This is a genomic window from Pseudomonas inefficax (assembly GCF_032164165.1).
Classification (GTDB): Bacteria; Pseudomonadota; Gammaproteobacteria; order Pseudomonadales; family Pseudomonadaceae; genus Aquipseudomonas; species Aquipseudomonas inefficax.
The window spans coordinates 2817633-2831440 of sequence record NZ_CP134401.1; the positions used below are offsets into that span (position 1 = coordinate 2817633).

Genomic DNA, 13808 nt, shown 5'->3' on the forward strand with positions numbered 1-13808 from the left:
GAGGCCCTCAGCTGATCCACATCTGCTAGCGATACCGGCGATGCTGTTATCATCGGCAGCATTTATCTGGATCGGGGCGTTCCATGTCCACTCGCGAAATCCGCATTGCCACCCGTAAAAGTGCCTTGGCCCTGTGGCAGGCCGAATACGTCAAAGCCCGCCTCGAGCAGGCTCACCCCGGTCTGCTGGTGACCTTGGTTCCCATGGTCAGCCGTGGCGACAAGCTGCTCGACGCGCCGCTGGCGAAGATCGGCGGCAAAGGCCTGTTCGTCAAGGAACTGGAAACTGCCCTGCTGGACAATGAAGCCGACATCGCCGTGCATTCGATGAAGGACGTGCCCATGGACTTCCCCGAAGGCCTGGGCCTGTACTGCATCTGCGAGCGCGAAGACCCGCGCGATGCCTTCGTTTCCAATACCTTCGACAGCCTCGAAGCGCTGCCTGCCGGCAGTATCGTCGGCACCTCCAGCCTGCGTCGCCAGGCCCAGCTGCTGGCGCGTCGCCCGGACCTGCAAATCCGCTTCCTGCGCGGCAATGTCAACACTCGCCTGGCCAAGCTGGATGCCGGTGAGTACGACGCCATCATCCTCGCCGCCGCCGGCCTGATCCGCCTGGGCTTCGAAGAACGAATCACCTCCACCATCAGCGTCGATGACAGCCTGCCGGCTGGCGGCCAGGGCGCGGTGGGCATCGAGTGCCGTAGCGCCGACCAGGAAATCCATGCGCTGCTGGCGCCGCTGCATCATGCCGATACCGCCGACCGGGTGGTGGCCGAACGTGCCCTGAACAAACGCCTGAATGGCGGCTGCCAGGTACCGATCGCCTGCTATGCGGTGCTGGAAGGTGACCAGCTTTGGCTGCGTGGCCTGGTAGGCCAGCCCAGCGGCGGTACACTGCTGGTGGCCGATGCCCGCGCACCCCGTACTGCCGCCGAAACCTTGGGCGTGCAGGTGGCCGAGGACCTGCTGGGGCAGGGCGCCGAGGCCATCCTCAAGGAAGTCTACGGCGAGGCCGGCCACCCGTGAGCTCCTGGCGCCTGTTGCTGACCCGGCCTGCCGAGGATTGTGCGGCACTGGCGCAAAGCCTGGCAGCGGCGGGGGTAGCCAGCAGCTGCCTGCCGCTGCTGGCAATCGAGCCCGTCGCTATGGATAACCAGCAACGCCTGTTGCTGGAAGGCCTGCAGGGCTTCCAGGCGATCATTGTGGTCAGCAAGCCGGCAGCCCGGTTGTTGCTTGAGCAACTGGCCGATGCCGGCCTGCAGCCACCCGTGCAAGGCTGGTTCACTGTGGGCGAGGCGACCGCCGCCGTGCTGCAGCGGGCGGGCCTGACGGTGAGCTTCCCGCCAAGTGGCGATGACAGCGAAGCTTTGCTGGCACTGCCGGTCCTGCGCCAGGCAGTTGCCACGCCGGCACCGCGGATCTTGATCGTTCGTGGTGTCGGAGGTCGCGAACTGCTGGCAGAGCGTCTTGCAGAGCAAGGTGCTAGTGTCGATTATCTGGAACTGTATCGTCGCTGCCTGCCGGCTTACCCGGCGGGCACCCTGATGCGCCGCATCGAAGCGGAACGCCTCAATGGCCTGGTGGTCAGCAGTGGGCAGGGTTTTGAACACTTGCAGCAGATGGCCGGCGCCGATTGGCCGCAGCTGGCGCGTCTGCCGCTGTTCGTGCCCAGCCCTCGGGTTGCAGACCAGGCCAGGGCCGCCGGGGCCCAACAGGTTGTGGATTGCCGTGGCGCCAGTGCCACGGCCTTGCTGGTAGCCGTGCAGCGCAGCGCTGCACCTGCCTCTTAAGGCGCTAAGCTGAACGCGATGCGCCCCCATGCAAAGGATGGATACGTGAGCGAGACTGTCTTGTCCAATAACGATCAGCCGTCGGCACAGGCGCCGGCGGAACCCGTCACCGCCCCACCTGCCAAGCGCTCCGGCAGTGGCCTGGCAACGCTGGCCCTGCTGTTGGGCGCGGCCGGAGTGGCGGTAGGTGGCTGGGGTGTCTGGCAGGTGCGTCAGCTGCAAGGCAGCGAATTCAACCAGGGCCAGCACATCGAGGCGCTGAACCAGCGCGCCGAGGCCCTGCAGCAGCGCGAACAGCAGATCAGCGCACAGCTGGCCAGCCTGCCGGCGGCCAGCGAGCTGGAAGACCGCCGCCGCCTGGTGGCACAGCTGCAAGGCGACCAGCAACGCCTCAGCCAGCGTCTGGAAACCGTGTTGGGCGAAAGCCGCAAGGAATGGCGCCTGGCCGAGGCCGAGCACCTGCTGCGCCTGGCCACCCTGCGGCTGTCTGCGCTGCAGGACATTACCAGTGCCAAGGCCTTGGTAGAGGGTGCCGACGAGATCCTGCGCGAGCAGAGCGATCCGGGTGCCTTCGCCGCCCGTGAGCAACTGGCGCGCAGCCTGGCCACGCTCAACAGCACCCAGCAACCGGACCGTACCGGCCTGTTCCTGAAACTGGCCGCTCAGCGCGAGCTGGTGCAGCAACTCAGCGCCCAGTCGCCGGAGTTCGACACCAATGCCGATGCCCTGGGCGCGCTCACCGCCGATGGTGACGGCGCCAGTCGCCTGTCCCAGTGGTGGGCCGAGATCTCCAAGTACTTCCAGATCGACTTCAACGCCGATGACAACGTGCGTCCGCTACTGGCCGGGCAGCAACTGAACCAGCTGCGCCTGGCCCTGAGCCTGACCATCGAGCAGGCCCAGTGGGCAGCGCTCAATGGCGATAGCAAGGTTTACACCCAGGCGCTGGACGACGCCCGCAGCGTACTGTTGGCCAACTTCAACGCCGACAACCCGCAAAGCAAGGCCATGCTTGACAGCCTCAATGCCCTGGCCGAGCAGCCGGTGTCGGTGGTTACCCCTGACCTCAGCGAAAGCCTGGCTGCAGTGCAGGCCTATATCCAGCGCCGCCACCTGCCGGCCGAGGCAGAAGGGGGCAAACCATGAAACGTGTCTACCTGCTGGCCGTGCTGGCGATCGTGGTCGCCGCGGCGCTGGGTATTGCGGTCGCCAAGCACAGCGGCTACGTGCTGATCTCGTATGGCAGCTTCCGTTACCAGTCGGGGCTGTGGGCGGCCCTGGCGGGTTTGCTGGCCGTCGTGCTGCTGCTGTGGCTGGTGCGCTACCTGGTCGGCCTGGTGCTGACCTCCAGCGGCGTGGTCAACCCGTGGTCGCGGCGTAACCGCAGCCGGCGTATTCGCCTGGCCATCGAGCAGGGCCAGCTGGACCTCGCCGAGGGCCGCTGGGCCAGCGCCCAGCGCCACCTGCACCGGGCTGCCGAGGCCGAGCGACAGCCGCTGCTGTTCTACCTCGGTGCCGCGCGTGCGGCCAACGAGCAAGGCCGTACCGAAGACAGCGACAACCTGCTGGAGCGTGCCCTGGAGCGCCAGCCGCAAGCGGAACTGGCCATCGCCCTGACCCATGCGCAGTTACAGATGGACCGTGGCGAAAGCGATGGTGCGCTGGAAACCCTGCTGGCCATGCAGGAGCGCCACCCGCACAACAGCCAGGTGCTGCGCCTGTTGCAGCGCCTGTATCTGGAGCGCGGCGACTGGTCGGCACTGATCCGCCTGCTGCCCGACCTGCGCAAGCACAAGGTGCTGCCAGCTACCGAACTGGCGGCCCTCGAGCAACGTGCCTGGGGCCAGAACCTGAGCTTGGCCAGCACCCGTGGCGAGGATGCGCAAAGTGCCCGTCAGGCGCTGGAGCGCGCCTGGCAGCAACTGACCGCAGCCCAGCGCCAGGAGCCACAACTGGTGCTGGCCTATGCCGAGCAACTGCGCCAAGTGGGCGCCCAGAGCGAAGCCGAACAGGTGCTGCGCACTGCCCTCAAGCGTGACTACGAAAGCCACCTGGCCCGCCTGTACGGCCTGGTGCGTGGCGATGACCCGGCGCGCCAGCTGCAAACGGCCGAAGGTTGGCTCAAGGCCCACCCCCAAGATGCAAGCCTGCTGCTTACCCTGGGCCGCCTGAGCCTGCAGAACCGCCTGTGGGGCAAGGCGCGCGACTACCTCGAAAGCAGCCTGCGCATGGAGCGCAACCCCGAGGCCTGTGCCGAGCTGGCGCGCCTGCTCGCCGGCCTTGGCGAGACCGAGCGCAGCAACCAGCTGTTCCAGGAGGGCCTCGGCCTGCTTGACGAGCGCCTGCTAGCCCTGCCATTGCCCGAAGGCGTACGCGCCTGACCTACCCCAGGGCCCGCGCAAAGGTGCGGGCTCCGGGGGCAGGTAACTTTCCTTTCGATGTAAGTTAGATCTGCAGTCCATTTCTTCAGACGTTTCCTACCGCATGGTTGGAAATTTCCTTCGCGATTCAGCGACTTGTCATTGCCGTCGCGCCTTGAAACAAAGCGCGTCTTTCCTCTACCGTTTCAAGCCACTTCATTATCCCGGGACCTTCACCGCCCATGCTGCCGGCCCGTTTGCGCACCTTTTTCCTACCTGCCTGCCTTGCTGCACTGGCGGTACTGGCCGCGTCCGTCCACCTGGAAAGCGTCCTCGGGCTGGTGCCCTGCCCGTTGTGTTTCAGCCAGCGGCTGCTGCTTGGCGTGTACGCGCTGCTGTGCCTGGCGGCAGTGCTGCAGGCGCCGGGTACGGCGGGCATTCGCTGTTACGCGCGGGCAACGCTGGGCTGTTCGCTGGCCGGGGCGTTGCTGGCAGCGCGACATGTCTGGTTGCAAGGGGATGACGGGGCCATCCCTGTCTGCCCGGTGCCGCTCGGTCGGCTGTTCGAACAATCCTGGGGCGAGGCGGCCCGGCAGTTGTTGTTCGGCGGCCCGGATTGCAGCTCTCTGACCTGGAGCTTTCTCGACCTGACCCTGCCCGAGTGGAGCCTGCTGGCTTTCCTGCTGTTGGCGTTGCTGCCCTTGAGCTGCCTGCTGGCGTATCGTTTCCGCAGCCTGGCGAGAACATGACCTGGCGCAAGGTTGCGCCATTGGTACGACCAATGGCCGTGTAACAGGGTATTAAACACTTGTATGAACTTTGTCCGCTGCGTACCTTGAAGGCCAGCCCGTGCGGGAATAATCTCCCAGCACGCATACCGAAAACACAACTGCTCGATGCCGCCTGCTGATGTCACCTTTGTGCTGCATGGTCGTGGTGCGAGGTGCAGCGGCATCTACCCAGAAGGGAAGAGATAGCCATGCTCGATAGTTGCCAGAACGCTCAGGAACGCTGGGGTGGGGTTCATAAACTGATCGACCGCTGGCTGGAGGAGCGCCAGGAACTGGTGCAGGCTTTCCGCGCATTGCGCGATGCGAAGCCGGCCTTCGCCGACAAGGACACGAACGGGGAGTTTTGTGCGCTCCTTGTCGACTACGTTTCGGCGTGGCATTTCGAGGTCTGCGAGCAGCTGGTCAGTGAGGCCAAGGCCTTCGGAGACGAGAAGGCGTTGAAGCTGGCCGAAGAGATCAACCCACGGATCAATGACAGTACTCAGATCGCACTGGCCTTCAATGACCATTGCGCCAAGGGTGAGTGCAAGGACACCGAACGCTTTGCCGAAAAGCTGGGCAAGCTGGGTGGCCTGCTGCACGAGCGCTTCGAGCTGGAAGACTGCCTGATCGAAGTGTTGCACAACGCGCACAAGGAAGAAGGCGCGGTCCAGGCCTGAGGGTTGGCGTCAATCGCCAACCGCCAGCAGCTCGATCTCGAACACCAGGGGTGTGTAGGGTGCGATCAGGTCCCCTGCGCCCTCGGCGCCATAGGCTTGCGCTGAGGGAATCACCAGGCGCCATTTGGCGCCAGCGTGCATCTTTGGCAAGGCTACCTGCCACCCTTCGATCACCGAATCCAGGCTGAACCACTGGGGCGTCTGGTTCTGGTCGAACACCGAGCCATCTGGCAGCCTGCCCACATAACGCACCTGCACCTTGCCACCGGCTTTGGGCTGCGCGCCCGTACCTGCTTGCAGTTCGCTGTAGAGCACGCCCTCCGGTAGTTCGCGTACGCCATAACGACCACGCTCGTTGGCCATGAAGCGTGTTTCAGCAGCTTGCAGCTTTTGCATGGCGGCATCGCCTTCCTGCGCTTCCTGCTGTTGGAGCAAGGCCTGCATGCGTGCCTTGTCGAGTTTCAGCGGTTGTCCCTCATAGGAATGGCGCAGGCCTTCTATCAGCGCATCCAGCTGCAGGTCAGGCACATCCTGGCGCAGTCGCTCACCCAGGCTGGCGCCGATGCTGTAGGCAAGGTCATGTTCTTTGCTGTCGGCCAAGGCGATGGGTGCCAGCAGGCATAAACCTAAAACAAGATATCGAGACATGGTCAGTTCCTGCGCCAATGAGCGGGGAAGTATGCCAGTGTTCACTACTTGTATTGGCCTTTTCATGGTCCTTGTGGGAGCGGCCTTGTGTCGCGAAAGGGCTGCAGAGCAGCCCCGGCGATATTTGCCCTGGCGCTGAAACCGGGGGCCGCTCCGCGCCCCATCGCGACACAAGGCCGCTCCTACAGAGGGGCTGTGCAGTACAGATAACTGCCAAATATCAGCAATGATTTATTCAGCAACTACACTTGCTCGGAGCTGCAAGATAACAACTTTGCCCAGGCATGCAACGCGGCGTAAATAATACTGTCAACATGCCCTAGCGGCGGTAGCAGCAGAAGCATAGTATGAGCCGCAAACTCGTCAGCCAGGAGGTAAACCATGTCGGCTAAAAAGAAGCCAGTAAGCACGCCGTTACACCTGCTCCAGCAACTTTCGGGCAGCTTGCTCGAACACTTGGAAGATGCCTGCTCGCAAGCGCTGGCTGATGCGGAAAAACTGCTGGCCAAGTTGGAAAAGCAGCGTGGCAAGGCTCAGGAGAAACTGCACAACGGTCGCCTGAAACTGCAAGACGCGGCCAAGGCAGGTAAAGCCAAGGCGCAGACCAAGGCGCAAAAAGCCATTGGCGAACTTGAAGAGCTGCTCGACTCCCTCAAGGAACGTCAAACCCAGACCCGTTCTTATATCCAGCAACTCAAGCGCGATGCCCAGGACAGCCTCAAGCTGGCCCAAGGTGTAGGCAAGGTTCGTGAAGCTGCAGCCAAGGCGCTTGACCAGCGTGCTGCCAAGACTTCCAAACCGGCAGCCGCCAAACTCGTCACCAAGGCTGCTGCAGCCAAGCCAGTTGCCAAGGCCACCGCTGCAGCCAAGCCTGCAGCCAAGCCTGCAGCCAAGCCTGCAGCCAAGCCTGCAGCCAAGCCTGCGGCCAAACCAGTTGCCAAAGCCACTGCTGCTGCCAAGCCGGCTGCCAAGGGCACTGCTGCTGCCAAACCTGCGGCCAAACCAGCTGCCAAAGCCACTGCTGCTGCTAAACCTGCAGCCAAGCCAGCCGCCAAGGCCACTGCTGCAGCCAAGCCGGCTGCCAAGGGCACTGCTGCTGCCAAGCCTGCAGCCAAACCAGCTGCCAAAGCCACTGCTGCTAAACCTGCAGCCAAGCCAGCCGCCAAAGCCACTGCTGCTGCCAAACCTGCAGCCAAGCCAGCCGCCAAGGCCACTGCTGCTGCCAAACCTGCAGCCAAGCCAGCCGCCAAGGCCACTACCGCTGCCAAGCCTGCAGCCAAGCCAGCCGCCAAGGCCACTACCGCTGCCAAGCCAGCTGCCGCCAAGGCTCCAACACGTGCGGCCGTCAAGCCCGCAGCTGCCAAGCCTGTTGCCAGCAAGCCAGCCGAAGCCAAACCGGCTACGCCAGCCGCCAGCACTCCGGCCGCCGCGACCAACTCGGCCACCCCGGCAGCTTCGGTAGCATCATCGGCACCTGCCAGCACCCCGGCTCAGGCACCGTCTTCGGCGTCCTGAAGTGCTGCCGCCGCGACGCGCAAATTAACTAGCGCGTCGTGGTGGCGGGCCTGGTCCGGCGCCAGCCGGTCCAGCCAGTCTTCCATGGGTTCATGGGCGCCCACCGGCCACTGTCGCGAACGCTCCTGCAAGCGTTCCAGCAAGGCCTTCTCAGCCTGCAATTCCAATCCCTTCACTTGCTCCCGCAGCACCGCCAGCTGCGCATCACCTTGCGCTGCTGCTCGCCACTGTTGGCGCAAGCTGCGCAACGGGTTGACCACGTCGCGCTGCCAGGGCTCGGCAATCTCGCGCAATGCTGTTACGCGTCCCTCTCGCACGGCCACGCCACGCGCCTGCAGCCAGGTTGCGCACAGCAGCAGACAGACATCGCCACCCAGTGTCTGCAGGTCAAGGCAGGCGGCTTCCACGCCGGGCCTGGCGTACAGGGCCAGGGCGTGATTCCACAGGTCGGTGTGCATGGTTCCACTCGCGCTATGGGCCGAGGAAGCTGGTAGACTCCGCGACCATCATGATCAGACTATCCAACCTCACTTTACAGCGTGGTCCGCAGCGCTTGCTAGAAGGCGCCGAGATGACCCTGCACACCGGTCACAAGGCCGGCCTGATCGGCGCCAACGGCGCCGGAAAATCCAGCCTGTTCGCCTTGCTGCGCGGTGAGCTGTCGCCCGATGCCGGCGATTGTCAGTTGCCTGGTGACTGGCGCATCGCCCACATGCGCCAGGAGGTCGACACCCTTGACCGCCTGGCCGTGGACTATGTGCTCGACGGTGACGTGCGCCTGCGCAAGGTCCAGGCTGAACTGGCCGCAGCCGAGCAGGCTCACGACGGTACCGCCCTGGCGCGCCTGCACATTGAGCTGGATAGCGCCGACGGCTATACCGCCGACGCCCGCGCACGCAAGTTGCTGGCCGGCCTTGGCTTCACCAACGAACAGATGGGCCGTCGCGTCGGCGACTTCTCCGGTGGCTGGCGGATGCGCCTGAACCTGGCCCAGGCCCTGATGTGCCCGTCCGACCTGCTGCTGCTCGACGAGCCCACCAACCACCTGGACCTGGACGCTATCCTGTGGCTGGAGGACTGGCTCAAGGGCTACCCCGGCACGCTGTTGCTGATCTCCCACGACCGCGACTTCCTCGATGCCGTGGTCGACCATGTGCTGCATGTCGAGCAACGCAAGCTGAACCTGTACAAGGGCGGTTACACCGCCTTCGAGCGCACCCGTGCCGAGCGCCTGGCGCAACAGCAGCAGGCCTACGAGAAGCAGCAGGCCCAGCGTGCGCACATGGAAAAGTACATTGCCCGCTTCAAGGCCCAGGCCACCAAGGCCCGCCAGGCCCAGAGCCGGATCAAGGCCCTGGAGCGCATGGAAGAACTGTCGGCGGCGCATGTCGATTCGCCGTTCGATTTCGTCTTCCGCGAGTCGCAGAAAATCTCCAGCCCGCTGCTGAGCCTGTCCGAAGGCCGCCTGGGCTACGGTGACAAGGCAATTCTCGACAAGGTAAAGCTGCAGCTCACCCCCGGTGCGCGCATTGGCCTGCTCGGCCCCAACGGTGCCGGCAAGTCGACCCTGATCAAGAACCTCGCAGGCGAGCTCGAGCCACTGTCGGGCCGCCTGGTGCGGGGAGAGAACCTGGCCGTGGGCTACTTTGCCCAGCACCAGCTGGACTCGCTGGACGACAAGGCCAGCCCGCTGCTGCATCTGCAGCGCATTGCCCCCACCGAGCGTGAGCAGACCCTGCGCGACTTCCTGGGCGGTTTCGACTTCCATGGCGACCGCGTCGACGAGCCGGTGGTGAACTTCTCTGGTGGTGAAAAGGCACGCCTGGCGCTGGCCCTGATTGCCTGGGAGCGGCCGAACCTGCTGCTGCTCGACGAACCGACCAACCACCTCGACCTGGAAATGCGCCTGGCGCTGACCATGGCCCTGCAGGAGTTTGCCGGTGCCGTGGTGGTGGTGTCGCACGACCGTCACCTGCTCAAGAGCACCACCGACGACTTCTTGTTGGTGGCCGACGGCAAGGTCGACATCTTCGATGGTGACCTGGACGACTACAGCCGCTGGCTGGTCGAGTACCGCCAGCGCAGCGCGCCGGCCAGTACCGCCCCGGTCAACCCGGACAAGACCGACAAGAAAGCCCAGCGCCAGGCCGCCGCAGCCTTGCGCCAGCAACTGGCCCCGCACAAGAAGGCCGCCGACAAGCTGGAAGCCGAGCTCAACCAGGTGCATGCGCAACTGGCCGAGATCGAGACCGCGCTGGGTGATGGTGGCCTCTACGACGCGTCGCGCAAGGACGAGTTGCGTGACCTGCTGGCGCGCCAGACCAAGCTGAAGCAGCGCGAAGGGGAACTGGAAGAGGCCTGGATGGAAGCGCTGGAAACTCTTGAAAGCATGCAGGCCGAGCTCGAGGCGCTGTCCTGATGGAGGAACTGCGTTCGCTGCTGCCAGGGCAATGGATGGACACCTTCTGGCTGGGCTTGCAGATCCTGTTGATCCTGGTCGCGGCCTTCGTCCTGCAGCGCATCGTTGCGCGCGGGTTGAGCCGCCTGGGCCAGCGTTACCCGTTGCCAGCGGAGCTGCTGGTGCCGGTGCGTGGCGGCTTGCGCTGGCTGATCATGGGCAGCGCGTTGCTGTTCGTGCTGGAACGCCTGGGTGTCTCGGCGACGGTGCTGTGGACGGCACTGTCCGGCTTCGTCGCGGTGGCGGCGGTGGCCTTCTTCGCCATGTGGAGCGTGCTGTCCAACCTGCTGTGCGCGGTGCTGATCTTCACCGTCGGGCCGTTTCGCATCGGTGATGTGGTCGAACTGGTCGACACCCTGGACAAGCCGGGCGTGAAAGGCCGGGTGATTGCCATCAACCTGCTGTTCACCACGTTGATGGAAATGCCCGAGACGGGCGGGGCGCTGGTGCAGGTGCCCAATAGCCAGTTCTTCCAGAAGTCGGTGCGGCGCTGGCGGGGGGCTGAGGTGCAGTCCATGCACAAAGAGTCGTCCGCCGAGGCTGACTGAACCTGCACCGGCCTCTTCGCGGGTAAACCCGCTCCCACAGGAATTCCACAGCCCTTGGGGACAGCGCGATACCTGTGGGAGCGGGTTTACCCGCGAAGAGGCCGGTACAGGCAGAACAAATCCTGCAGAATTTGCTGGTTATTTTTTCACCAAAACCTTAGCTTAACGTTTTGCAACATATGTTCGAGCGAGGTGTGTGATGTCGATGGAAGTGTGGCTGGGCTTCTTTGCCGCCTGTTGGGTGATCAGCCTTTCACCCGGTGCCGGGGCGATTGCTTCGATGTCCAGCGGCCTGCAATACGGCTTCTGGCGTGGCTACTGGAACGCCCTGGGCCTGCAACTGGGTCTGATCCTGCAGATCGCCATCATCGCCGCCGGCGTCGGCGCCGTCCTTGCCGCCTCGGCCACGGCCTTCCAGGTCATCAAATGGTTCGGCGTCGCCTACCTTGTCTACCTGGCCTACAAGCAATGGCGCGCCTTGCCGATGGACATGAGCGATGAATCCGCCGTGCGCCCGATCGGCAAACCGCTGAGCCTGGTGTTCCGTGGCTTCCTGGTCAACGTCAGCAACCCCAAGGCACTGGTGTTCATGCTGGCGGTGCTGCCGCAGTTCATCAACCCGCATGAACCGCTGTTGCCGCAGTATGTGGCGATCACCGTGACCATGGTCACCGTGGACATGCTGGTAATGGCGGGGTACACCGGGTTGGCGGCGCGGGTTTTGCGCTTGCTGCGTACGCCCAAGCAGCAGAAGCGTTTGAATCGGACGTTCGCCGGGTTGTTCATTGGTGCGGCTACCTTCCTGGCGACTCTGCGCCGCGCGCCTGTCTGATAGGTCCGGGGGCTGCTTTGCAGCCCATCGCGACACAAGGCCGCTCCTACAGGGATTGTGTAGCGGCCACCGCTATTTTTGCTTGTCCACCAACCCCTTGAGCAAATCCACCGGCAGCGGAAAGACGATGGTCGAGCTCTTGTCCCCGGCAATCGTCCCCAGCGTCTGCATATAACGTAACTGCATCGCCCCCGGCTCCTTGCTCAGCATCTGCGCCGCCTGCATCAGCTTCTCCGACGCCTGCAACTCACCCTCGGCATGGATCACCTTGGCCCGCCGTTCACGCTCGGCCTCGGCCTGGCGGGCAATGGCGCGCACCATCGATTCGTTGAGGTCGACGTGCTTGATCTCGACGTTGGCCACCTTGATGCCCCAGGCATCGGTCTGTGCATCCAGCACCTGGCGAATGTCCGAGTTCAGCTGCTCGCGTTCGGCCAACAGTTCATCCAGCTCGTGCTTGCCGAGCACTGCGCGCAGCGTGGTCTGGGCCAGCTGGCTGGTCGCCACGAGGAAATCCTCGACCTGGATGATCGCCTTCTGCGGGTCGAGCACGCGGAAGTAGACCACGGCGTTGACCTTGACCGAGACGTTGTCGCGGGTGATCACATCCTGTGGTGGTACATCCAGCACCACGGTGCGCAGGTCGACCCGCACCATTTGCTGGATCACCGGGATCAACAGGATCAGCCCCGGCCCCTTCACCTGCCAGAAGCGCCCCAGCTGGAACACCACGCCGCGCTCGTATTCACGCAGGATGCGAAACGCCGACAGCAACAGCATCGCCAGCACGATCAGTACCGCGCCGAAGCCCAATTGCATGAACATGGTCATTCTCCTTGCGCCGCGGGCGCGGCGGCGCTCACTTCCAGCATGACGCCATGGCGCGCGGTCACCCGCACGTTCTGGCCCGCTTGCAGTGGCGTTGCACACTGCGCCTGCCATTGCTCGCCCTGGGCTAGCACAAAGCCACAGAACGGGTTACCCGCCTTCACCTGGGTGACGGTGACCAGGCTGCCGACCAGGCCGGCGTCACCGCTGACCAGGGCCCGTCGGCGGGCCTTGAGGGCCATGCCCAGCACACCGCCGATCAGCAGCGCCGAGAGCAGCGCCAGGGTGCCGATCAGGGCCAGCGGGATGCCGAAACCGGGGGCATCGGTGTCGATCAGGATCAGCGCGCCTACCACGAAAGCGACAATGCCGCCAAAGCCGACCACGCCGAAACTGGGCAGGAAGGCTTCGGCGATCATGAAGGCGATGCCAAGCAATATCAGCGCCACCCCGGCGAAGCTCACCGGCAACAGCTGCAGGGCATACAGCGCCAGCAGCAGGCAGATGCCGCCGACCACGCCGCCTACCGCCGAGCCGGGGTTCATGAACTCGAACAGCAGGCCGTACACACCGATCATGATCAGGATCAGCGCCACGCTGGGGTTTGTGATGACCGCCAGCACCCGGGTGCGCCAGTCCGGCAGGTGCTCGACCAGGCTGGCACCGGCAGTCTGCAGCTGCCGGGGCTGGCCAGCGACATTGAGCGTTTTGCCATCGAGCTTGCGCAACAGGTCGGGTACGTCATCGGCCACCAGGTCGATCACATCGAGCTGCAAGGCCTCGCTGGCGGACAGGCTGACCGCCTCGCGCACAGCCTTTTCCGCCCAGTCGGCATTGCGCCCGCGCAGCTGCGCCAGGCCACGTATGTAGGCCGCCGCATCGTTGACCTGTTTGCGCGCAAGGGTTTCGTCATCGCTGCCTTCGGCCTTGTCGTCCTTGGGCGTGCCTGGCGTGGTGCCTATCTGCACGGGGGTTGCGGCACCCAGGTTGGTACCGGGCGCCATGGCTGCGACATGGCTGGCATAGAGGATATAAGTGCCGGCGCTGGCGGCGCGGGCACCACTGGGGGCGACGAAGGTGGCGACCGGCACGGGGCTGGCGAGAATCGCCTTGATCATCTGGCGCATGGCGCTGTCCAGCCCGCCCGGGGTGTCCATGCGGATCACCACCAGTTGCGCGCCCTGCGCCTGGGCCTGGCTGAGGCTGCGCACCAGGTAGTCGGCGCTGGCAGGGCCGATGGCATCATCGATGCCCAGCACCCACACTGCTCCGGGCGCTGCCTGACCGCCTGGGGTGATACCAAGCAGCAACAGCAGCAACAGCCAGCGCCAGCAGCGGGCGATCACCTGTCGTCACCTCGTTTGCCTCTATTGCACAAGT

General features: G+C 64.5%; 14 protein-coding genes. 10 read left to right on the forward strand and 4 right to left on the reverse strand.

Annotated features, from left to right (window positions below):
* Positions 1–83 precede the first annotated feature (83 nt).
* The 6 genes from hemC to rsd all read left to right on the forward strand — a co-directional run bounded on the left by hemC (position 84) and on the right by rsd (position 5599).
* Positions 84–1025: a hydroxymethylbilane synthase gene (hemC, locus tag RIN61_RS12590; protein ID WP_112251188.1), complete on the forward strand. Its 942-nt coding sequence runs from the start codon at positions 84–86 to the stop codon at positions 1023–1025.
* Positions 1022–1789: a uroporphyrinogen-III synthase gene (locus tag RIN61_RS12595; protein WP_112251190.1), complete on the forward strand. Its 768-nt coding sequence runs from the start codon at positions 1022–1024 to the stop codon at positions 1787–1789. The genes hemC and RIN61_RS12595 overlap by 4 nt, the downstream gene beginning before the upstream one ends.
* 45 nt (positions 1790–1834) lie before the next feature.
* The gene (locus RIN61_RS12600; protein ID WP_025337277.1) at positions 1835–2935 is read left to right on the forward strand and encodes a uroporphyrinogen-III C-methyltransferase; all 1101 of its coding nucleotides are present in this window, start codon (positions 1835–1837) and stop codon (positions 2933–2935) included.
* Positions 2932–4170: a heme biosynthesis protein HemY gene (locus RIN61_RS12605; RefSeq protein WP_112251192.1), complete on the forward strand. Its 1239-nt coding sequence runs from the start codon at positions 2932–2934 to the stop codon at positions 4168–4170. Before RIN61_RS12600 ends, RIN61_RS12605 begins: the two co-directional genes overlap by 4 nt.
* A 221-nt stretch (positions 4171–4391) precedes the next feature.
* On the forward strand, positions 4392–4898 hold the full coding sequence (locus RIN61_RS12610) for a disulfide bond formation protein B (RefSeq protein WP_112251194.1): 507 nt from the start codon (positions 4392–4394) through the stop codon (positions 4896–4898).
* A 230-nt stretch (positions 4899–5128) separates the two neighbouring features.
* Positions 5129–5599 carry a sigma D regulator gene (rsd, locus tag RIN61_RS12615; protein ID WP_112251196.1) on the forward strand — a complete coding sequence of 157 codons (471 nt, stop codon included), beginning with the start codon at positions 5129–5131 and terminating at the stop codon, positions 5597–5599.
* A gap of 9 nt (positions 5600–5608) precedes the next feature.
* Here the strand turns inward: rsd and RIN61_RS12620 are convergent, their stop codons facing one another.
* Positions 5609–6247 (reverse strand): FKBP-type peptidyl-prolyl cis-trans isomerase, encoded by a 639-nt coding sequence (locus RIN61_RS12620; protein WP_112251198.1) that lies wholly within the window; start codon positions 6245–6247, stop codon positions 5609–5611.
* A gap of 381 nt (positions 6248–6628) precedes the next feature.
* On the opposite strand from RIN61_RS12620, the gene RIN61_RS12625 reads away from it, so the two are divergent.
* Positions 6629–7762, forward strand: a complete 1134-nt coding sequence (locus tag RIN61_RS12625) for an AlgP family protein (protein WP_313857400.1) — start codon at positions 6629–6631, stop codon at positions 7760–7762.
* On the opposite strand, the gene RIN61_RS12630 is transcribed toward RIN61_RS12625, so the two are convergent.
* Positions 7738–8220, reverse strand: coding sequence for a TIGR02444 family protein (locus tag RIN61_RS12630; RefSeq protein WP_112251200.1), 483 nt, complete (start codon positions 8218–8220; stop codon positions 7738–7740). The genes RIN61_RS12625 and RIN61_RS12630 overlap by 25 nt on opposite strands.
* 50 nt (positions 8221–8270) lie before the next feature.
* Here RIN61_RS12630 and abc-f point away from each other — a divergent pair, with 50 nt between their 5' ends.
* The 3 genes from abc-f (at position 8271) to RIN61_RS12645 (ending at position 11600) form a co-directional block, all read left to right on the forward strand.
* On the forward strand, positions 8271–10181 hold the full coding sequence (gene abc-f, locus RIN61_RS12635; RefSeq protein WP_112251202.1) for a ribosomal protection-like ABC-F family protein: 1911 nt from the start codon (positions 8271–8273) through the stop codon (positions 10179–10181).
* A complete protein-coding gene (locus RIN61_RS12640; protein ID WP_112251204.1) occupies positions 10181–10768 on the forward strand; it encodes a mechanosensitive ion channel family protein in 588 nt (195 codons plus the stop codon). Before abc-f ends, RIN61_RS12640 begins: the two co-directional genes overlap by 1 nt.
* A 199-nt stretch (positions 10769–10967) precedes the next feature.
* Positions 10968–11600 carry a LysE family transporter gene (locus RIN61_RS12645; RefSeq protein WP_133969897.1) on the forward strand — a complete coding sequence of 211 codons (633 nt, stop codon included), beginning with the start codon at positions 10968–10970 and terminating at the stop codon, positions 11598–11600.
* Positions 11601–11672: 72 nt separating this feature from the next.
* Here the strand turns inward: RIN61_RS12645 and RIN61_RS12650 are convergent, their stop codons facing one another.
* Entirely contained in the window at positions 11673–12425 is a 753-nt protein-coding gene (locus tag RIN61_RS12650; protein ID WP_025337287.1) for a slipin family protein, read from the reverse strand.
* Positions 12426–12427: 2 nt separating this feature from the next.
* Complete coding sequence (locus RIN61_RS12655; protein ID WP_313857405.1) at positions 12428–13774, reverse strand: NfeD family protein; 1347 nt, start codon at positions 13772–13774, stop codon at positions 12428–12430.
* Between the last annotated feature and the right edge of the window lie 34 nt (positions 13775–13808).

Coding starts and splice junctions, on each gene's coding strand:
- RIN61_RS12650 (WP_025337287.1), bottom strand. CDS start 12,425: ATGTTCATGCAATTGGGCTTCGGCGCGGTACTGATCGTGCTGGCGATG.
- rsd (WP_112251196.1), top strand. CDS start 5,129: ATGCTCGATAGTTGCCAGAACGCTCAGGAACGCTGGGGTGGGGTTCAT.
- hemC (WP_112251188.1), top strand. CDS start 84: ATGTCCACTCGCGAAATCCGCATTGCCACCCGTAAAAGTGCCTTGGCC.
- RIN61_RS12605 (WP_112251192.1), top strand. CDS start 2,932: ATGAAACGTGTCTACCTGCTGGCCGTGCTGGCGATCGTGGTCGCCGCG.
- RIN61_RS12610 (WP_112251194.1), top strand. CDS start 4,392: ATGCTGCCGGCCCGTTTGCGCACCTTTTTCCTACCTGCCTGCCTTGCT.
- RIN61_RS12630 (WP_112251200.1), bottom strand. CDS start 8,220: ATGCACACCGACCTGTGGAATCACGCCCTGGCCCTGTACGCCAGGCCC.
- RIN61_RS12620 (WP_112251198.1), bottom strand. CDS start 6,247: ATGTCTCGATATCTTGTTTTAGGTTTATGCCTGCTGGCACCCATCGCC.
- RIN61_RS12625 (WP_313857400.1), top strand. CDS start 6,629: ATGTCGGCTAAAAAGAAGCCAGTAAGCACGCCGTTACACCTGCTCCAG.
- abc-f (WP_112251202.1), top strand. CDS start 8,271: ATGATCAGACTATCCAACCTCACTTTACAGCGTGGTCCGCAGCGCTTG.
- RIN61_RS12640 (WP_112251204.1), top strand. CDS start 10,181: ATGGAGGAACTGCGTTCGCTGCTGCCAGGGCAATGGATGGACACCTTC.
- RIN61_RS12645 (WP_133969897.1), top strand. CDS start 10,968: ATGTCGATGGAAGTGTGGCTGGGCTTCTTTGCCGCCTGTTGGGTGATC.